This window comes from Rhizobium sp. GCM10022189, assembly GCF_042656325.1.
Taxonomy (GTDB): domain Bacteria; phylum Pseudomonadota; class Alphaproteobacteria; order Rhizobiales; family Rhizobiaceae; genus Rhizobium.
This window is the reverse complement of sequence record NZ_JBHSOR010000037.1, coordinates 226745-246371: the sequence shown is the minus strand read 5'-3', so window position 1 is coordinate 246371 and position 19627 is coordinate 226745. Positions and strand designations below refer to the sequence as shown.

The window sequence follows — 19627 nt, the reverse complement described above, 5'->3', positions numbered from 1 at the left end:
CTTTCACAGGTGGGTTTAGCGAACTCCGCAAACGGCGGGCTCGGAATGGCGTGGTCTAGCGTCGCGTGATGCGATCGCCAATTAAACGAGTGGTTGGCTTGAAGTGAAGGCGAAGCTGTCGGTAGGAGGCACCTCGTCGGGCCTTCTACTAAACCCGCCGGCAGCCCCCGGAACAACGGAACTCGAGACCCACATGCCAAATCGAACGGAGTTGCCCGGCATAGCAAGGGTCTTCATCGTCGATAAAGACGAAGAAACGCGACTTTCGCTGCTCAAACTTTTCCGTTTTGCCAACATCGACGCGCGAAGCTACGCGACCGCTGCGGAGCTGCTCGATTCGGTCGACCTTCGGGCACCGGGCTGTTTGCTTTTGGACACGTACATCGACGGCTTCGACGTCCAGCGACGATTGGCGGCGCAAGACTTTTCACTTCCAGTTGTCTTTATGACCAGAAATGCCACCATTCCGATGGCTGTTGACGCCATGAAGCGCGGCGCGTGCGACTTTCTCCTGAAGCCCCTGGACGATTTCGCCGTTCTGGCGGCCGTCCGTAGTGCTATAAATCGAGATCTGGCTGCTCGAGCTTTGGCCGCCGAACGCGACCTCACACAACGACTGATCGAGATGCTGACTCCCCGTGAACGCGAAGTCATGATGTATGTAGCGAAGGGTGATCTCAACAAGCAGATCGCACACCGTCTCAATGTGAGCGAAATGATGGTGAAGATTCATCGAGGCCGAATGATGAAGAAGATGAAGGCGAACTCGCTGGTACAGTTGATAAAGAAGCTGGAGCTCGTCTACGCCAAGTCCACCTACTGGTAGATGATGTTTTTTAGGACGCAAACCCGCTCTCACTAGCGTCGGGGCGTTAGCTCGACGACTGTAGATGGATCCGCGCCGCATCACCGTCCTACAATTCGGTTTCCTTCTCGATCGCAATTAGAGACTTCGTCGGATACGACGCCTGCAGACTGAAGAACAGCGCACTTCATGCCGAACAGCTTCCGTCCCGCAGATAGATTACAAGCTCTGTAAGTTTCCCTCCAACAGCACGTTTTGCGCTCGATGCCCAAACCTTCGTTTGGGAGGCTATAAGCATGTCACGATGATAATTTCTTCGGCAGTCAACCGAAGGAGCTTGCAATGCCAATTCTCAAATATTGTGTACTCGCGATGGTGTGGTTCAACGTGATGTTGGCCGGATGGCTCTCGATTCACATGCTCTATGACCCGGAAGGTTGGTACTACTTCGTGCCAGGGGTCACCGATACAGGCCTTTACAATCAACATTTCATCCGGGATATCGGCATTATCCAAGGATTTATTGCGCTGGCATTTGCTATCGGTACGTTCAAATCGGAGCGCCGTGTCGAACTCTGGGGAGCCGCAACGCTCTGGCTGATTGCTCATGCCTGCTTCCACTTGTGGGAAGTAGCTGTCGGCATCTGCTCCGCGTCTGTTCTACTGCGCGATTTTCCCGCTGTGAGCCTCCCGGCACTTTTTGGCATCGCTGGCACTGTTTGGGCGTGCGCGCAGTCTCGAGTGAGTGCCAAGCGCTTCGCAACCGCCCATCTCTGACCCGCAACGCTGACATTCGTGCCAGAGCCTCATGCTCCGGCACGCTGCTCAAGCGTACAATGTTCTCGACAGCCAGTCGTGATACGTCAGTTTCCCCACAGCAGTAGGCATTGCCGGGATCAGACCCTCAGCGCGCACCGAGATTCCAAAGTAGCGAGCTTCCGGACCCGAAGTTATTGGCCGCGCGTCTTCGGTGATCGTCATTAGTTCGTTTGCAAGATCGACCAGGTTAGTCGGTTCGGGACCACCGATTTCCACGATTGAGTTTTTTGGCTCTTCGGCACTGAGCTTCGCTATCCAGGCTGCTGCCTCATCGCCGGCGACGGGCTGGAGCCGAAGTGTTGGGAGTTGGATCACACCGGCCTCCATGGAAGTGTTCACTATGTCGCTCAGAGATTCAAAGAACTGTGTGGAGCGGACGATGGTGTGCGGCAATCCAGAAGCTCGCACGAGGTTCTCCTGGACGAGTTTTGCGCGGAAATAGTCATTCTCGACAAGACTTTCGGCTCCGACTACAGAGAGGACGAGATAGTGCCCTACGTTGTGCTTCTTCGCCGACGTCAGTAGATTAGTTCCCGCTTGTTTAAAGAGCCCGAGAACGTCTCCACTCCCGAACGAGCCGAAGTTCGTAACGTCTATTATTGCGTCCGCACCATCGAAGGCTTCGTCCAAGCCTTGACCAGTCAAGGCATTGACGCCGACCTTCTTGGACGCCTCTACGACATCCCGCCCATCGCGCTCAAGGTACTTTACTGCCTTCGAGCCCATGGTGCCGCTAGCACCGACAACAACCACCTTCATGCGAAACTCCTATATAGTACGGGGCTCTGAATCTTAGAAGCTTGCGGCGTGCCTCGCGACTAAACGAAGTTTTGGCTTGACCTAACGCCTCGGCATCCTGCGCCACGGCTGCAACAATGACATGGGGAGTTGGCATGGCTGCAAGGAGAGGGACCTAAACCAAGGTTTATGGCCCGGTCGTTGCTGAACTGTGCTAGAGAAACCCGGAGGGCTAGGCTTTTATGACGGGACCCGTCATCTGACGCAAGCTTGGATTGAAAGGCGGAATTAAGGTGCAAAACGCAAACGCAAGGCCGGACACGTCTGCTGAACCCATTGTGTACGTGGTTGATGACGACGTCGAGATGCGGGAAGCATTGCTCGACCTCTTTCTGATCACAAAGAAGCGTGCCTTTGCGTTCTCCTGCGGTTCAGAGTTTTTCCAGCGGGCCGATACTACGGTGCCGGGATGCGTTGTCGTTGATGTGAGGATGCCCGATGGCAACGGGCTCGACTTGCAGGATCGCCTCATTTCGATAGGTAGCAAACTACCAGTGATCTTCCTAACGGCGTTCGCCGACATACCGACAAGCGTTCGCGCAATGAAGGCGGGTGCCACCGACTTCATAACCAAACCCTTTTCAAATAAGGACCTTCTTCAGGCTGTCGATCACGCAATCGAAGTGGATTGTAAGCGTCGCAATGCCGCGGCTGAGGTTGATCGAGTGAAGTCGCTTGCCGACACACTCACGCCGCGGGAAACCGAAGTCATGCTCGCCGTCGTGAGCGGCCTGATGAATAAGCAAGTCGCTTACCAGCTTGGAATCAGCGAGATGACCGTCAAGCTCCATCGTATGAGTGTTATGCGTAAGATGGAAAGCCGCTCTCTTCCCGATCTTGTCCGCAAAGCCGAGATGCTACAGCGGGACTGATGCACTGCACTTAGGCTGCGCCGCTTCCTCGGTGAGATGCTTTCGTTTTGCGGCAGACTTGCGGGCGTAGTCCACAGGCTCATCCCCAACGTACGTTTAGCTAGGCTCCTTGGGATATTCCCATAGACTTCCCGCAGGTCAGGCATGATCGGTCGGTCGTATTGGAGATCTTCCATCGAGCGGATCGCTAGCCTTCGTCGACTGCAACCCTGACCGCACGAATCTGCCCTGCCGGCATCATCTGGCGTTGCGGATAGATCACCATAATAGGAGCGAACAATGAAAATCGTCGTGATTGGCGGAACCGGCCTGATCGGTTCTAAACTGGTGAAGCGCCTCGAGGCCAAGGGGCATGAAGCGATTGCAGCATCCCCGGCGTCCGGTGTGAACACTGTAACCGGTGAAGGACTGGCAGAAGTGCTAGCAGGCGCGGAGGTTGTCGTTGACGTCGCGAATTCTCCGTCGTTTGCGGACAAGGCTGTCATGGAATTTTTTCAGACCTCCGGCCGCAATTTGCTTTCCGCCGAGTCTGTTGCTGGTGTTAAGCACCACGTGGCGCTCTCGGTCGTCGGCACCGAGCGATTGCAGGACAGCGGCTATTTTCGAGCCAAGCTGGTTCAAGAGAAGCTTATCCGGGAGTCCAAAATTCCCTTTACGCTCGTTCACTCCACCCAGTTTTTCGAGTTTATGTTCGGCATCGCTCAGTCCGGTGCGCAGGGTGATAAGGTCCACCTTTCTCCCGCAATGATGCAGCCAATTTTCTCCGATGACGTGGCCGACGCTCTTGCGGAGATAGTGGTTGGTTCACCTTCCAATGGGGTAAGGGAAATCGCGGGACCGGAACCAATCCGCATCTCGGACGCCGTGACGAAATACCTTCGCCAGATTGGCGACAAGCGCGAAATCGTCGTCGACAGCAAGACTCCGTATTTCGGCGTAGTGCTCGACGACAGAATGTTGATGCCGGGGCCTGGCGTCCACCTCGGGCGAACTCCTTACTCGGAGTGGGTTAAGACGGCGACACCGCCACCGGCACGATGATTGGCTTTATACCAATCAACTGGAATGGCCGCAGAACATGTCTGCGGCCTTTCTTACTTTAATACATCAAGAATCTGAAGATCGCCGAGATTGGGCGCAAAACTGCCTGCTCGCCTGAGGACGTTTGATCTGCGAAGCCGCCTGCGATCGCCACGGGCGAAAAGGGGGCGTTTGTCGCCTCGCGCCCCCCTTCAATTAAGCTTGAATGAATGCAAGAATGTCGGCGTTAATGACATCGGCGTGCGTTGTCGCCATGCCGTGAGGCAGCCCGGGGTAGATCTTCAGCGTAGGCCTTTGAAGGAGCTTCGCCGAAAGTTCTGCCGAATCAGCAACCGGGACCACCTGATCGTCATCACCGTGCAGCACGAGTGTAGGCACGTCGATGATCTTCAAATCTTCGGTGAAATCAGTCTCTGAGAAGGCCTTGATTCCCAGGTAGTGCGCGTTCGCAGCCCCTTCCATCCCTTGACGCCACCAGTTCTTGATCGTGGCGTCGTTTGGCTTAACTCCTTCACGGTTGAAACCGTAGAACGGACCGCTTGCAAGGTCAAAATAGAACTGCGAACGGTTGGCCGCGAGTGCAGCGCGGAACCCGTCAAATACCTCGATCGGCAGACCTTCCGGATTCGAGGATGTCTTCACCATGATCGGCGGCACAGCACCGATCAGTACGAGTTTGGAGACGCGACCCTTGCCATGGCGAGCTGTGTAGCGGGTGGCTTCACCGCCGCCAGTCGAGTGACCAACGTGGATCGCATTTCGGAGGTCGAGGTGCTCCACGACGGCGGCAACGTCGGCTGCATACTGATCCATATCGTGGCCCCCGCTTACTTGCGAAGACCTGCCGTGTCCCCGGCGATCATGTGCAATTACCCGATAACCCTTTCCGAGGAAGAAGAGCATCTGGTTGTCCCAGTCGTCGCCACTAAGGGGCCAGCCGTGATGGAACACGATGGGCTGAGCATCCTTGGGACCCCAATCTTTGAAGAAAATTCGCGTGCCATCGCTAACAGTGACTGAGTTGTGACTATCGGAGGTGACCGCTTGTTGCTTCTTTTTGCTCGCCGCCGATGCTGGCTGCGCTCCTGCGGCGGCCACGGCCGCGGCAAGGGTGAGTGTTCCGGCTACGACGTCGCGTCGAGTCGTGCCAAGAGAAGATTTTTCCATGGTTTTCTCCGAGAGTAAAATGAATAATACTTGAATGACGCCTAGATATGTTAGCCATTCAAGAATTATATATTACCGATGCAGCAATAAAACGAAACTTATACGTACGTTATATACGATGCTGCGTGAGGCGTCGTGCAATTGCGATTTAGCTGATACTGGAGATCACGCGCCCGTCAAACCAGCGTTTTGGACAAGCGGGGCACCACCGATGACGTTGCCTCGTCACGCGGACTCTCCCGCCACTCGTACAGAAGGATTCCGGGTTGGTGATCTTGGACTATGAGGTCGCGCTCGACTGCGAGAAAGAATTCTGCGTGAATCAAGTCCGTGAAGCCCGCGAACAGCATACGCTGTCTGCGAGCGGGCAGGCGTCGCTCCCGGACTTCGATGTCGACAATTCCAATTGTCGCATCCCAATGAGCGACGGATAATGGGTTCTTCTCGGCATCTAGCGCTCGATCCGAATACGCGAAGACTTCGGGCAGTTCGAAGAATTCATCGATCTCTGCGCGCCCGAGCTCGTTGTGGTCAGGCTGCCAATCGTGCACGGTCAATGGACCCATGTGATGCTCTGAGAAGAGCTGGCCATGTTCGAGGCGATCGTGGCACGTGTACCCAAAACCGTTTTTGCATAACGCTATTTGGACATCGGCGTTGTCGAATTCGAAAGGCCTGTCGCGAATGCGGTTGATGATCTTTTTAAGGTCGCGGAGATAATGCGTGTAGAACGTAACGGCCATGTGGGGACCCATAGTGCTCGCATCCACCAACCATTCAGCTCAGTTGCAATGGCGCTGAGGGTAGGGAGAAGTTATCGGCTGCGATGCTCCGGTGGATTTCGGGCTTCCGAATTCAAGGGGCACCGAGCAGCATTTGAATACCTTAGATGCTAAACGGATGCCCTTGTAGCTATACCGAAGTTTGCGCGTTGCCACTTTCCTGGCCTGCGCCCACTGTCAGATTTTTGACAAGCCCTTTGCTTCGATGGCGACTTCACTGTCGAAGAGATAACCAGACCCGCGCACCGTCCGTATCAGTCGTGGTTTGGCGGGATCAATTTCAACTTTCCGGCGGAGCCGCAACACCAAAGCATCAAGGCTGCGATCGGAAATCTCGCCCTCATGAAGCCTACTTGCCGAGAGCAAGCGCTCGCGCGTCAATATGATCCGTGGACTGGCCAAAAACACGGTCAACAGGTTGAATTCCGCCGTCGTCAGTTTGATTTCGCCTGCGATGGCGTGCCTGAGCAGTCGTTGCCGAATGAGAAGCTCGTAACCGCTGAATCGGTACGAGCGTCGCTCGCGCAGGAGGTTACAGCTCGCTCTGCCTCTCATTGCCGCCTTTACCCTGGCAACGAGTTCACGGTTTCCAACAGGTTTGCAAATGTAATCGCTCGCGCCAGCTTCCAGCCCGCGAACTTTATCTTCCTCGGCGGATTCCTCGGCCCCGACGACCAGTATGGGCGCATGTGTAGACGCCAAGAGATGGCGAATGACATCCACCATCTCATCGGTGCCAATTTCGATCAGCAAGGCATCCACTACATCAGTCGATAGGATACCTAACAGGTGTTCGCGGTCTGCGACATGCGTAGACCGCATGTCGTGCCGTCTCATGAGCTCGGTAAGTTCCAGTCTCGTCGCTTGGTCGCGGTCGAGTACGAGGACGTGCTTCATAACGAGCTCTGCTGATGCTGTCGTTCGGAATGCAATTCGTCTGCGAGGATTACGGATCTATGTCTGTGACCAGGTTCGTCTCATTGCTGTCTACGACAAACACGGCAAGGAGGCTGGCAGGCTCCGTGGCGCTGGCGTTGGCGCTCACCCCGTGGCGGTCGCCCGGCAGCTCGGAGAAGTTCTCGCCGGCTTTATAGACTGCCTCGGGGCCGTCGTTAACCTTGCTCCTGATTGCGCCCGTTAGGACGGTCGCGTAGATGAACGCTGATTTGGGGTGGATATGAGCCGAAGACGAACCGCCCGGTCCGTATTCGACGAGCACGCCCTTCATGCTTTTTCCAGGTACATTCGGTAGCGCCCGATCGAATACGATCGATATTTTGGCAGCCCCACCATGGACATCTGACGCGGTGGCGGTATGCGTTGACAACGTTGCGGCGGCCAGTATCAAAAGCGCTCGGGAAAACATATCCACTCCTTCAAAGGTCAATTTGAGGACCATGGTCGAAGGTACCGAAACCCGATAGTCCCAATATGGCAGAAAGGCGTTGTACCGAATGACGGGTGCATTCCTCCCGCTGGTGAACCGCGAGCAAAGGGTCTCGATTACCCAACAGATATTCATGGGAATGCGCGCCGCGATCCTGAGCGGCGTGCTGGAGAAGGGATCACGGATTTTTTCTTGGCAGGACCTTTCGGCGCAGTTGGGTGTGTCTCGGGGAACCGTCAAGCGAGCTTATGATTTGCTACAAGACCAAGGGCTCATCGTCACCAAGGGCAGAGCTGGAACCCGGGTGTCCATGACGCTTCCAGCCGCGCCCTTGGAGAGCGTGCCCCCGGTGCGGGCTCCACGCGGACTGTTTTACGATTTCGAGGAAGCTCCCCAATATTTTCAGATGGGAGTTCCCGCTCAAGATCAATTCCCTTCAAAGGCCTGGCACGGTGCTTGGCGCAGAGCGATCGCGATGGAGAGTGCGCGACCGCAAATATATCCGGATCCGCAAGGGCTTCTTTCTCTACGGCGTGAGATTGCGGGATATCTTGCCACTGCCCGTGGCTATCGTTGCCATCCCAGTCAGGTGTTCATTACATCGGGTTTCGCTGGCGCGCTCGGCATCGTGCTCGGTGCAATGGGATTTCGAGGGAGCAAGGCTTTCGTGGAAGACCCCGGGTTCCCACGTACCCGGCAAGCGCTCAATCAGGCTGGAGTGGAAACGATTTCTGCCCCTGTCGATCACGAAGGCGTAAATCTTCCAGGTTCGGAGCGTGATGTACGGTTCGCCGTTCTGACGCCAAGCCAACAAGCGCCGCTTGGAATGGCTCTATCGGACGCAAGACGCGCTAAGGTCCTCGATTGGGCCAATGCGGCCGACGCCTGGATCATAGAGGACGACTACGCGGGCGAATTGCAACTAACGGGCAGGGCAGCCCCGGCCCTCGCTTCGGATGACAAGTTTGGGCGCGTGTTCCACATTGGCAGCTTCAGCAAGACGCTCAACCCCGGCCTCCGACTTGGTTTCCTGGTTGTGCCTCCAACACTCACTGACGTGTTCGGCACATTCGTGTCTTGCCTTGCTCCCGCGGGCTCGACCGTCGCCCAACAAGCGGTGCAGGACTTCATGGCAGGAGGGCATTTTTATCGACATCTTCGACGTATGAAGACATTGTATGCGCGGCGCAAAACCTTGCTTGTCGAGAGTCTCCGCCGAGAACTCCACCCAGGAGTTCGATGCGAGTTCGAAGGTGCGCTGTCGGTTCGCTTGTTCTTCCCGGGAACAACCGACGATATCGCGATCGCGGCCGAGGCACAGCGGCTCTCTCTTGGCGTCCTTCCGCTTTCCCCGTGGTATTTATCGCACGGCCCAGGAAAGGGGCTCCTGCTCGGAATATCCAATGTCCGCGAGCGCTCAGTTACAACAAAGTGCGAACTGCTATCGCGGCTGATCTCAGCCCAAACCCATGGTTAGATTGATCCGGCCCTCCGGCAGGTCCAATCTCATAATGTTGTATCCAACTGGTCCTTGGACAACACCGGGAACCGCGGTGTCGATCGAAGCGTCCTCCGACACCGCGGCTTCTCCACTCGGGCTAAAGCAGGTTGCTAGATGTTGAGCGCATGAATCCCAATCATCTCATCGAAGCCTTTGATACTGTGCATTCCGAGGCAATCTGTCTGGGCTGCGCATCCAGCTGAAGCAACAAAGTCCGCGGAAATTAAAATCGGCCTCTTGAGTTGTTTTGTCATGGTTTCCAGCCTTGACGCTAGGTTTACGGCAGGCCCAATCACCGTAAAGTCGAGCCTTCTCTGCGAGCCGATGTTGCCATACAATACCTCTCCCACATGCACACCGGTGCCGAACTTGATCGGAAACCTCTCTGAAGTGCGGCGTGCCAATGCTTCGTATGCAGCGGTCAACGCTGCGATAAGTCTTTGACAGGCGTTTGGTTTGTTGAGGGGGAAAACGGCCAATAGCCCGTCACCCATAAATTTAAGAATTTCCCCGCCGTGCCTTTCTATCGGATCAGCCATCAGGTCGAAGTATTCATTCAGGATGTCGATAACCCGATCCCTGTGCTGGCTGCCAGAAAGAAGAGTGAAATTCCGTAGATCGCAGACCATGATCGCGGCACTCACCGTGGCACCGCTGCCCCGTGTCGTCGCACCATCCAGGATCTGCTCACTGGCGTGTGGTCCAACGTAAGTTTGAAGCAGTGTCCTCGCCAGCTGGTTTTTGAGCCGGATCTCCGTGACCAAGGAGAAGAGTGGCAGCGTGCTGTGAATCAAAGCGATGTCAGCCTCATCGAAACCTTCCGGCCTGTCTGTGGCAAAGGTAACGAGATGGCGACGACCCTGCGTGTGGTCGAGTGGCCACGCAACGTAATCGGTCTGGCCCTGATCGCGAAGTTCCTCGTATACGGGAAACTTGTGAGGGCCGTGCACGTGGATTTTCTGCCTGACCTCCTTCCCGGTGGCTAAGACGAAATGGAAAGGGCTTAGTCGAAAGACGTCTGTTGCCTCGACATCATATGCAACGTTCTGCACGTCCGCCTGGCTGTACCCTCGATACCATATAAGGCGCGTGCCTAGCCATTGCGGATGATGGACCCTGAAATGTAGGGTCGCTCGACTAAGCGCAATTCCCGCCTTAGTCAGACGTTCGCAGAGCTGTACGAATATTCTCTCGGATGAGGCTTCATCGCGAAGGCCTTGCGAAAGCCATTCGATCACCTCTGCGCGGGGATCAGCTTTTTTCCCATTCATCTTCAGCTCCATGGGCCTTGTGGGACCTGAGGTCAACGGTAGCGAGACCACAGTTCATGTATTGCCTCATGTGTTGTCTCCGGGGCTAGCTCTTGAAGGACATCAAGCCCTTGTCGTGGCAAAGCGTATCGGCCGTTGTTTCCTTCCAGTGACGCAAAGAATTCGATGCTAGTTATTCCCATGGCGGCGAAAATCGTGCGAAGGTAAGGACGCAAGAAGTCAGGCCCACTGCCCACTTCAAGGCCCTGGGACAGGCTCACGAATACAGGTCGATCGGAGAGTAGGCCGACCATCCTGTTATCAACGTAACGGAACGTCCTATTAGGTCTCACGACGTGGTCGATCCATGCTTTTAAGGCGGACGGTACTGTCAGATTATGCATAGGGGTAGCGAGCACGATGGCTTCGCTTTCGACGACTTCCTCGATAAGTTCGTCGGATAGCAGCCGTGATCCTACGGGTTCCTCAATCCGCGAATGCGTCCGCGATGAGATCGAAAACTCACGATCGATGTGCGGTATGTTAAAGTCGTTCAGGCATCGAACGGTTACCTCGACTTCGCTGACTGATGCGACCAGCTTATCAATCATCTGGCGGGAGAGACCAGCGCTCGCAGAGGCGTGTCCTCGGGGGCTACAGATTAAATGCAAGATCTTCATGACCTTTCATTTTCGTCGTTTTCGATTTCCGAAGGGCGATCGGATATAGGTTTGCCGCTGCCGAAGGAAAACCCATTCGGGTATGCCTGCGGCACATAGATCGGGGTGACAGGCGGCTCAGACGCTCGGCCCAGAGGGAGCTTAGTTAAAGACCCCTTCCACAGGGATTTCATAAGGTTGATGAGGCTTCTGAAGCCTCGCTCTCCAAACACGATTTGGTACTCCTGTTGCAATGAACAGGAAATTACGCGCTACCGACGAGGATATGCACTATACGTCAGTTTGTGCAGCTAACCGGGATGTGAGTGTTCTTCGCATTCGGATGCCGCCTGTCGATGCGGAGACAGTTCCCGTTGTGCGATACGTGGGCGTCAATGCCGGCTCTTGGTGGAGATGAAAGCAAGCAAGTCGGTTGAGTTGATAGGCTTTTCCAGAAAGCCTGCAGCGCCGCCGTTCATTGCCGCCGCTTTGGTCCGAGTGTCGGCAAACGAGGTCATGATGCATACTGGAGGGCCTCCTTGCTTCACCAGCGACTCCAAAAGCTGCAGGCCGCTGGTGCCTGGCATTTTAAGGTCGGCGAGCACGCAATGCACTTTGCTCACATCACCGGACGCCAGGAATTCGTCGGCGGAACAGTAGGTCATGCTGCGAATGCCGATCGCGTCGAAGAAGTCATGGAGTGACTCCAGCAGAAAGCGATCATCATCAACTATGGCGACCATCGTGTGGGGCTTGGGACGCATTGAACCTCTGATTGTATCGCTGGCCGTGCTGGGCCTGATTTTGATTGTTGCCTGGAGGTTTGAGACCTAGCTGATGAGTTCATATTGCCGAACAAGGTCGGCCAAGGATTTCGCGTGCATCTTTCGCATTACGCTACCACGATGAAGCTTGACCATGATCTCGCTGATCCCGAGCTCAAACGCGATCTGCTTGTTCATTAGGCCGCTGACCACCAGCCCGAAGATCTGTGTCTCGCGCTGCGTAAGGGTGTCCGCGCGGGATTGGATTTCTATGCGGTGGTACCTTTCCTGCTGTTGGTCGCGATCCAAGGAAAAGGCTGCTTCGATGGCATTGAGCAGATCGGTCGTGCGGAGCGGCTTCTGAAGAAAGTCTACCGCGCCGGCCTTCATCGCGGTTACGCTTGTCGCGACGTCACCATGTGCGGTCATGAAGATTACGGGCAGATCAAACCCGTTAGAACTTAGCTTCGCCTGAAACTCGATACCATCGACCCCTGGAAGGCGGACATCGAGAAGAACACATCCCGAGCCGGCCTTCGAAGCTCTTTCAAAAAACGAAGCCGCATCCTCGAACGCTTCCGCCTCTATATCGAGCGACTGGAAGAGGTCTAGGAGCGATAGACGAAACTGTTCGTCGTCCTCGACAATATGGACGACCTGTCGCTGTAGCAAAGAGGGCTCGACGGATTTGGCAGCGTCTGCCATGACAGGTCCTCCAACCGGAATTGATGGCATCGGATCAGGGTGCATTCTACCGCTCATTCCTCCTCGAACAAGTAAACCAATGTTTGCTATCTGTTTGCAATCAAACGAGGAATTGTTTCAATTGCAACTTCACGCGAGACGTCGACGATCGGCAATGTTACTCGGAAGACCGCGCCGTGGACCCCGTCGTTTTCAGCCCAGATCGCACCACCGTGATCGCCAATGATCGATCGGCAAATTGCGAGCCCCATTCCCATCCCGTCGGCCTTCCGCGAAAAGAAGCCGTCGAAAATTTTCTCTAAGTCATTGGCTAGTATGCCCCCTCCGGTGTCTTTGACTGTGAGAACTATCTTGTCTGCGGACTGGTCTGTCTCAATAGAGATTTCACGGGTGCGTGAGTTGTTGGCCACTATTGCTTGAATGCCATTGATCAAAAGGTTGACGACGACCTGCTGGAGCTGGACACGGTCTCCTTTGATCCGGGGAAGTCCGCCTGAAAGCCTGGCCGTAACCGCTATGTGATGCGTCTGGGTCTCCGATCGCACAAACAGGGCAGCCTCCCGTACGATGTCATTGATATCGACGAAATCGCGAACAGGATCTGATTTTACCGCCATGTCCTTTATTCGTCGGATGACTTCGTTCGCCCGATGGGCGTTCTCCATTATACGCGCCATAATCGACTTCACCTTGGGAAGATTTGGTTCTTCTCGGGCGAGCCAGCGAATTCCCGTGTCAACGTCAGTGACGATGACTGAAAGGGGCTGACGCACTTCGTGAGCAATCGACGTCACCAATTCACCTAGAGCGGAAATGCGAGCGGCATGGGCGAAATCGGCTTCGATCTTCCTGAGTTGCCGCTCAATACGACGCTGTTCTGTGACGTCGATCATCATGATCAATGTCTTGTCCAGCTTCTCCGGATATTGAGGAAACGTAACGTAAAATAGAACGTCGAGCAGCTCGCCGTCGAACGTACGGATCTTCATTTCCTCGCTGTAGTTCCGTCCGCCTCCGAAGTGAGCAATGACTACACGAGAAGCGGCATCCGGTGTGCCGGCGAAGAGATATGACACGTCTTGCAGGAGGTCTTCTCTTCTGGTCCCTCGGAAAAGACGCATCGCGCTTTCGTTGATCTCCGTGACGACGACTGCCTCGCTGGCAAAACGCACCAAGTCGGGTTGCTCCGAAAGGTAATCGTCGATGTTGTCTATGCCGGACGCCTTGAGATTTTCGATAACGCCACTCATTACGCGAGCGTCCACCTGCCACACGGGAAGGGGTATGTTGTCGATCAGGTTTCGATAGCGCTGCTCGCTTGCTGCGATTTCCCAATAGGTCTCGGGATCGCTCCACGATCCAGTCACGCTGACGGAAATGAGTGAGGGATGCTCGGGGCTGGCTCGCCATACGGTAAGCGTGTCGGCTCCGACGATCCGTCTAATAATTGGAATGTCGGTCTCTGCCATCAGCAGCATGGCGAGTGTCATATCCAATAGGGCGTCCCTGTGGTTCTTTGGCCAGCAGCGGTATGCACTTTTACCAATGACTGCAGCTGGAGAGCCCTCATTTGCAAACAGTTTGGCGGCAGTGAGGTTTAGATCCTTAATTTTGAGATGGTCAGCCACGAAGCGAGGGTCAGAAGCGGATAAATGGTTTGCTCTGCGTTCCCCACTACTGGCCATCTTCTGGAGTGCCGCGGTTGCACTCGAAACATCGATACTCCAGACTGCCACCCAATCCCTTTGGATGCCGACCGAATGCCCCTCGACTATGCGCGGATCTGCCCGGCGACCAAGTTCGATAAAGAGATTGGCGGCGTTTGCTTCGGCTCGATGATGTCTCACGCGGATTTCGACGAGCAACAGTATGCCGTCCGCCGTGCGTCGTTGGACAATACCCTGCCAAGAGCGTTTCGAGACTACGTGGTCCAGCTCGGGCCCATCAAACGACTCCCCGAACAATTCAGCCGCTGTCTTTCCGATCGCTTCCGAATTCACGACACCGTAGAGCAGATGGGACGCCTCGTTCCAATAAACGATGCGTCCTTCCGCGTCATAGATAACAATGCTTTCGCTCGACGCGTCAGCGATCTCTACGACCAAGCTGTCCATGGCGTGCTTCGCTGAATCGATCTTGTTGTTAGCTCTTTCGGCCATCCGACTTCTTCAAGAGCCCATTCGTGGCCTTGGGCTCCGAGTGAATCATGGTGCCGGTGCTGTCTTTGCTCGAAGGCGGATTGAAAGGGCGTACAATCTTCGAGAAATCGTAGACGCAATACGATTCTCCGAGTTCACCCATCGAGCGCCAAAAAGACAGCGCGAGGCCGGCGAGCCTCTGCGGCAGTGTTTTTTTTCGACTGAAGCTGGACTTTGACATGCCTACCTCGGCTGGCAGACTAAGTGGCCATTGCGCACCACCTTGTATGGTCAGGCGGCAGCGCTTGGAATTTTTGCATGTAGCAAGCCGCGAGCCACCGACGTAACTCGACGCCCCTGAAAGCGTGCGACCGCCAAATGGTCGTCGTCCGGCTTCAGGCTATCGCGGGCGGAGACGTGTGTTGCGCCGTAGGGCGTGCCAGCCTTGAACATCGCGGGGTCCGCGTAGCCGAGTGGAACGATGATAAGCCCGAGATGTGCCATCGGCGTGTAAATGGATAGCAGTGTGGACTCGTTTCCGCCGTGCAGGGACGAGGTCGAGCCGAAAACCGAGCCAACCTTGCCATTGAGTTTTCCTTGGAACCAGAGGCCGCCGAGACCATCGATATAGGCCTTGAGTTCGGAGGAGATGGAGCCAAAGCGCGTAGGCGTCCCGAACACAATCGCATCTGCCCACTCGGCGTCTTCCTCGCTCGGAGCTTCGTATTTCTTGTTCATAGCCTGCGCGTTCTCGCGCCAGCCCGGCACCTGAGACATAATTTCATCGCCGACAAATTCGCGCGTGCGACGGAGACGTACCTCTGCGCCCTCTTCGATCGCTCCCTGAGCGATCGCGTTTGCGAGAATTTCGGTCGAACTGTTCCGCGAATAGAATGCGATCAGCACCTTTGGTTTCGACATATCTACCTCCGAGTTGTCGCTGTTAGCTCATGCCACAGCCGTGCCTGGAAAATGGCGAACCTCAACGGGGGCAAGAAGCCGTCAAAAGCCGGAATGTGCGTCCAAAAATTTGGACGATCCTTTACGTGACGCTGTTCGACCGGGAATTTACCCGTTGGTCTCAGTCCCAACGGAGGAGTCCGGGCAATCCCACACCTCCAGTGCGACTGGCGTCCATGATTTTGGACGCTCCGTTTCTGTCGCGCCGACTTCAGGTGGCGAAGGCCTGGTCATACGGTTGCAGTCGATCGAGCCAGCCAAGGCCGAGAACGAACGATAAATTGCAAAGGTGGAACATGAACCAGATGGTCATCAGAGGCGTCAACAGCCAGACTTTCGTTGCAGCCAATATCAGGCGGACTGAGGACTTCTATAGCAGGGTTCTCGGCTTGCCGGTCGTCAAGCGGACGGTTCATCACCATGACGCCCGCCTTCCGATCGTCACCTTTGGTTTCCAGTCGTTCGGAAGTGAGCCACAGCGTGGCGAAACCATCACTTATATCGAGTGGAATCCTATTTTCTATATGATGCCGGACGGAGGTTTCGTCGAAGAGAATGCCACGCGTGACGGCGTCTCCAATCCTCGGGTCGGGGATCCCAGGGGACGTTGGGGTGCTGGTACCAACCATCATCTTGCTCTGCACGTGCCGAACAGGGACGGACTTCTGAAGTGGAAGCGCCGCCTTTCCGATCACGGCGTCCACGTAACCGGGCCCTACAACAGGCACTACTTCCATGCGATCTACCTGCGCGACCCCGACGGCGCGATTATCGAAATTGCGACGACGGAGCCAGGCTTCGGTCACGACGAGGCCGTCCTCGGCTCTGGGTTTCGACCGCAGCCTAAGGAAAACCTGATAGGTGGCCGCGACGAATTGCAGGTGGCGGCTGAGACCTGGCCGCAGCCGCTGCCCAATGTCACATCCGATTTCGCCCTTCGAGGCTTTCATCACATCACGTCAATATCGAGCAACGCGGAGAGAACCGAGAACTTCTTCGTGGAGAAGGTAGGGCTTAGGCTTATCAAGAAGACCGACTATCTAGACGAGAAAGGCGGGACTCATTTTTATTACGCCTGCGACGAGGACTTGTCGCCCGGCTCGGTGCTGACCTTCTTCGGTCTGCCTGGTTATAAGAGCGGTCGGCTTGGTACCGGACTCTCGCATCATTTCGCGTTGGAAGTTGAAAACGATGCCGCTCTCGCCGACGAACATGCGCGGTTTGAGAAAGTCGGGATCGAAGTCTCAGCAATTCAGGACACGGTGTACGCAAGCCAGTTCCTCTTCCGCGATCCAGATGGCCATATCTGCGCACTGTCCACCCCAAACCGCTTTTCGATAGACGAAGACCTCGGCTTCTTGGGTCAGAAGTTATGTCTTCCAGAGCATCTCGAAAGCGAACGCCGCGAGATCGAACGCCATATCGCGTACCGCCCTGCACCTGTGCCGGTACTGCCGTAAACGACGACAACCCGGACGGCAGGAGCGAAACATGCAGCAGCTTGACTATCTACCGCAAGAAAGAGTCGTCTGGGGCCGCAAAGTCCTTGCCGATGCGCTTACGAAACTTGGTCGTTTCGGCATCGACAGGCCAATATTGTTCACGGTGGAGCCGCTCGCTGGGCTGGCCAACCAGGTTGTCGCCGCCATCGGCTCCGATGCCGTTGGCGACTTCCAAGATTTCCCGCCACATGTCCCGGAAACCGCCGTGAACAAAGCCCTGCGGGTTTGCGAAAGCACCGGGGCCAGATCGATAGTTGCCCTTGGAGGGGGCTCAGTACTCGACGCCGCAAAGGCCGTGTCGCACTTCCATCAACTGCGGCACGGAAGTCATCTCCCGATAGTCGCCCTGCCCACCACATTGTCGGGTTCGGAGTTTTCGCATTATTTCGGCGTGACCGAAACGGCAGGAGCAGTCAAGTTCAAACGGAGCTATGCAGTCAGGGAGACCGCTCCCCGGGTGGTGATCATAGACCCCGAACTAATTCGCGGAACACCGCGTGGGCTGCTACTCTCCTCCGCGATCAAGGGTATCGACCATGCCGTTGAGGGAATGCGGCTAGTAGAGCCAGACCACCCGCACGCCATTCTTGCGGCCAGCGGCGTTTCTCGTTTTCTGACAGTCCTCAATCGATGGCCGTCGGGCGTCGAAACAAAGCTAGCGCTCGACGCCGGATCGATCACGCCCGACGATCTCCTTCAACTCCAGTTGGCTGCCTGGCAATGCTATTTCTTTCCAGCATCCGTGATTTATGGCTTGAGCCACCGTATAGGTCACATTCTGGGGGGAACGTTCGGCGTTCCGCACAGCGTGACGTCCTGTATCACGCTCGCTCCGGTCATCGCTGCGTGTGCGTCCTTCTACGGGGAAAAGCTGAGGATTTTTAATGGCCAAGCCTCCGGACGCGAAGCCGCCTCCGTTCTCTCAAGTGACATCGCTGGCGTTGTGACTTCACTCGGCTTGCCCTCGAAACTGAGGGATATTGGCTTCGACAGAACCCTTCTTTCACATGTTGCCGAATTGCTGTTCGAAAACTATCCCCGGGAGGTTGGCGATCTCGGGGTAGATGCTCGCGCCAGACTTGCCGACTTACTTGAGAGCCTCTGGTAGGCGGAAGGGAGCAGATATGCCGCACTCCTTGGCCGAACTGCTGGCAGACTACGCTGCAGGGCGGCGGCTGCCGTCCGATGCAATTGAGGCGGCGATTGTGACCGCCCAAGAATGCCGCACCGGGATCCGCGCGTTTGCGGAAATCGATGGCCGGAGGGCGAGGCTATCTGCTGCCGTGTCGGACAGCCGCTATCGAGACCTGACGGCTCGAGCACTCGAAGGTATTCCAATCGGCGTTAAGGACCTTTTCGATACAGCCGGATTGGCAACGCGATACGGCTCGCCGGCTTATTCCGAGAACGTACCTGCTTCTGACGCTGAGATGGTCCGTATTCTAAAGGAAAATGGGGCCATCATTGTCGGCAAGACGACCACCCATGAGTTCGCCTGGGGCGTCACAACGGCGAGCGAGCATTTTGGCGATACCCTGAATCCATGGGATCACAACAGGATCCCTGGCGGTTCGAGCGGAGGGATGGCCGCGGCAATCGCTTACGGAGCGGTCAGCGCCGGGCTTGGCACGGACACTGGCGGCTCGGTCCGCATTCCCGCAGCTCTCTGCGGAGTTGTCGGCTTCAAGCCGACCTACGGGGTGCTGTCTACCGAGGGCGTCTTTCCTCTTGCACCTTCACTGGACCACGTGGGGGTATTGGGCAGGTCTGTCAGCGATGTGCGGGTGGTCGCAGCTGCACTCGGCATCAAGAGTAACTCGTCCCGGAATTCGCCCTGGCGATTAGGGATCCTTGATAAAACCGATGACCTCCCGATCTCGCCGGACGTCCAGCGCTCGTTCGAGCTGGCCGTGTCCATTCTTGGAAGCCACTATAAGGTAGTTGAAACGAACTACGTGCCATCGTTTAGGCGGGGCTTCGAGGCATTTGCGGGGATTGTACTTGCGGAAGGCGGGATCGTCCATTTCAGCCGGCACGATAGACGATACATCCAGGCAACGTATGGGGCTGAGACCGCCAGTCGACTTGCGTTGGCGGAACGGACAACGATCGGCGCTTATGCGGAGAGCCAACAAACTCGCCGAGAATTCGTCCACCAACTCGAGTCGGCCATGAGCAATCTCGACTTTCTGCTTCTTCCAACATGCCCTTGCGCCGCTCCGCCACTGGGGACAGATCGGATCACAATCGGGTCGTGGAGCGGCAGCATCCGAGAAGCGCTGATGATGTACACCGCTCCGTTCAATTTAGCCGGAATGCCGGCGATATCTCTGCCGATGTCTCCGGCCGAGGTGGACGGAATGCCGATCGGATTGCAGATCGTCGCCGGTAGAGGACGCGATGAGGCGCTTCTGGCCTTCGCGGCCGAGGTCGAGGCTCGTCTGGGTGTTCGTCCGAATGGCAATGAACGGAAATAA

Annotated in this window: 19 protein-coding genes; 8 read left to right on the top strand and 11 right to left on the bottom strand. The window is 55.9% G+C overall.

Annotation, left to right across the window (positions count from 1 at the left end):
* Positions 1-193 precede the first annotated feature (193 nt).
* Positions 194-826, top strand: a complete 633-nt coding sequence (locus tag ACFPWW_RS14540; protein ID WP_377312225.1) for a response regulator transcription factor — start codon at positions 194-196, stop codon at positions 824-826.
* Between the two features lie 321 nt (positions 827-1147).
* Positions 1148-1582 carry a hypothetical protein gene (locus ACFPWW_RS14535; protein ID WP_377312224.1) on the top strand — a complete coding sequence of 145 codons (435 nt, stop codon included), beginning with the start codon at positions 1148-1150 and terminating at the stop codon, positions 1580-1582.
* A 48-nt stretch (positions 1583-1630) separates the two neighbouring features.
* On the opposite strand, the gene ACFPWW_RS14530 is transcribed toward ACFPWW_RS14535, so the two are convergent.
* Positions 1631-2383, bottom strand: a complete 753-nt coding sequence (locus ACFPWW_RS14530) for an SDR family oxidoreductase (RefSeq protein WP_377312223.1) — start codon at positions 2381-2383, stop codon at positions 1631-1633.
* Between the two features lie 272 nt (positions 2384-2655).
* On the opposite strand from ACFPWW_RS14530, the gene ACFPWW_RS14525 reads away from it, so the two are divergent.
* Both ACFPWW_RS14525 and ACFPWW_RS14520 read left to right on the top strand, forming a co-directional pair.
* A complete protein-coding gene (locus ACFPWW_RS14525) occupies positions 2656-3294 on the top strand; it encodes a response regulator transcription factor (protein ID WP_377312222.1) in 639 nt (212 codons plus the stop codon).
* A gap of 279 nt (positions 3295-3573) precedes the next feature.
* Positions 3574-4335: an SDR family oxidoreductase gene (locus ACFPWW_RS14520; protein WP_377312221.1), complete on the top strand. Its 762-nt coding sequence runs from the start codon at positions 3574-3576 to the stop codon at positions 4333-4335.
* A 195-nt stretch (positions 4336-4530) separates the two neighbouring features.
* On the opposite strand, the gene ACFPWW_RS14515 is transcribed toward ACFPWW_RS14520, so the two are convergent.
* The 4 genes from ACFPWW_RS14515 to ACFPWW_RS14500 all read right to left on the bottom strand — a co-directional run bounded on the left by ACFPWW_RS14515 (position 4531) and on the right by ACFPWW_RS14500 (position 7650).
* Entirely contained in the window at positions 4531-5502 is a 972-nt protein-coding gene (locus ACFPWW_RS14515) for an alpha/beta fold hydrolase (protein WP_377312220.1), read from the bottom strand.
* 176 nt (positions 5503-5678) lie between these two features.
* Positions 5679-6245, bottom strand: a complete 567-nt coding sequence (locus ACFPWW_RS14510) for a hypothetical protein (RefSeq protein ID WP_377312219.1) — start codon at positions 6243-6245, stop codon at positions 5679-5681.
* A gap of 216 nt (positions 6246-6461) precedes the next feature.
* Positions 6462-7181 (bottom strand): winged helix-turn-helix domain-containing protein, encoded by a 720-nt coding sequence (locus tag ACFPWW_RS14505; protein WP_377312218.1) that lies wholly within the window; start codon positions 7179-7181, stop codon positions 6462-6464.
* Positions 7182-7230: 49 nt separating this feature from the next.
* Positions 7231-7650, bottom strand: a complete 420-nt coding sequence (locus ACFPWW_RS14500; RefSeq protein WP_377312340.1) for a cupin domain-containing protein — start codon at positions 7648-7650, stop codon at positions 7231-7233.
* Between the two features lie 88 nt (positions 7651-7738).
* Here ACFPWW_RS14500 and ACFPWW_RS14495 point away from each other — a divergent pair, with 88 nt between their 5' ends.
* Entirely contained in the window at positions 7739-9148 is a 1410-nt protein-coding gene (locus ACFPWW_RS14495; RefSeq protein WP_377312217.1) for a PLP-dependent aminotransferase family protein, read from the top strand.
* Between the two features lie 134 nt (positions 9149-9282).
* Here ACFPWW_RS14495 and ACFPWW_RS14490 read toward each other — a convergent pair whose 3' ends face one another.
* The 6 genes from ACFPWW_RS14490 to wrbA all read right to left on the bottom strand — a co-directional run bounded on the left by ACFPWW_RS14490 (position 9283) and on the right by wrbA (position 15609).
* Positions 9283-10455, bottom strand: coding sequence for an adenylate/guanylate cyclase domain-containing protein (locus ACFPWW_RS14490; protein WP_377312216.1), 1173 nt, complete (start codon positions 10453-10455; stop codon positions 9283-9285).
* A gap of 20 nt (positions 10456-10475) precedes the next feature.
* Positions 10476-11102, bottom strand: a complete 627-nt coding sequence (locus ACFPWW_RS14485; RefSeq protein ID WP_377312215.1) for an FMN-dependent NADH-azoreductase — start codon at positions 11100-11102, stop codon at positions 10476-10478.
* Between the two features lie 371 nt (positions 11103-11473).
* On the bottom strand, positions 11474-11845 hold the full coding sequence (locus ACFPWW_RS14480) for a response regulator (RefSeq protein ID WP_377312214.1): 372 nt from the start codon (positions 11843-11845) through the stop codon (positions 11474-11476).
* Positions 11846-11911: 66 nt separating this feature from the next.
* On the bottom strand, positions 11912-12550 hold the full coding sequence (locus tag ACFPWW_RS14475) for a response regulator transcription factor (protein WP_377312213.1): 639 nt from the start codon (positions 12548-12550) through the stop codon (positions 11912-11914).
* A gap of 86 nt (positions 12551-12636) precedes the next feature.
* Positions 12637-14709 (bottom strand): PAS domain-containing sensor histidine kinase, encoded by a 2073-nt coding sequence (locus tag ACFPWW_RS14470; RefSeq protein WP_377312211.1) that lies wholly within the window; start codon positions 14707-14709, stop codon positions 12637-12639.
* A gap of 270 nt (positions 14710-14979) precedes the next feature.
* Complete coding sequence (gene wrbA / locus ACFPWW_RS14465; RefSeq protein WP_377312210.1) at positions 14980-15609, bottom strand: NAD(P)H:quinone oxidoreductase; 630 nt, start codon at positions 15607-15609, stop codon at positions 14980-14982.
* A gap of 335 nt (positions 15610-15944) precedes the next feature.
* Here wrbA and ACFPWW_RS14460 point away from each other — a divergent pair, with 335 nt between their 5' ends.
* The 3 genes from ACFPWW_RS14460 to ACFPWW_RS14450 are packed head-to-tail and all read left to right on the top strand — an operon-like array spanning position 15945 to position 19627.
* On the top strand, positions 15945-17108 hold the full coding sequence (locus ACFPWW_RS14460) for a VOC family protein (protein ID WP_377312209.1): 1164 nt from the start codon (positions 15945-15947) through the stop codon (positions 17106-17108).
* A gap of 31 nt (positions 17109-17139) precedes the next feature.
* Complete coding sequence (locus ACFPWW_RS14455; protein ID WP_377312208.1) at positions 17140-18258, top strand: iron-containing alcohol dehydrogenase; 1119 nt, start codon at positions 17140-17142, stop codon at positions 18256-18258.
* A 16-nt stretch (positions 18259-18274) separates the two neighbouring features.
* Complete coding sequence (locus ACFPWW_RS14450) at positions 18275-19627, top strand: amidase (RefSeq protein ID WP_377312207.1); 1353 nt, start codon at positions 18275-18277, stop codon at positions 19625-19627.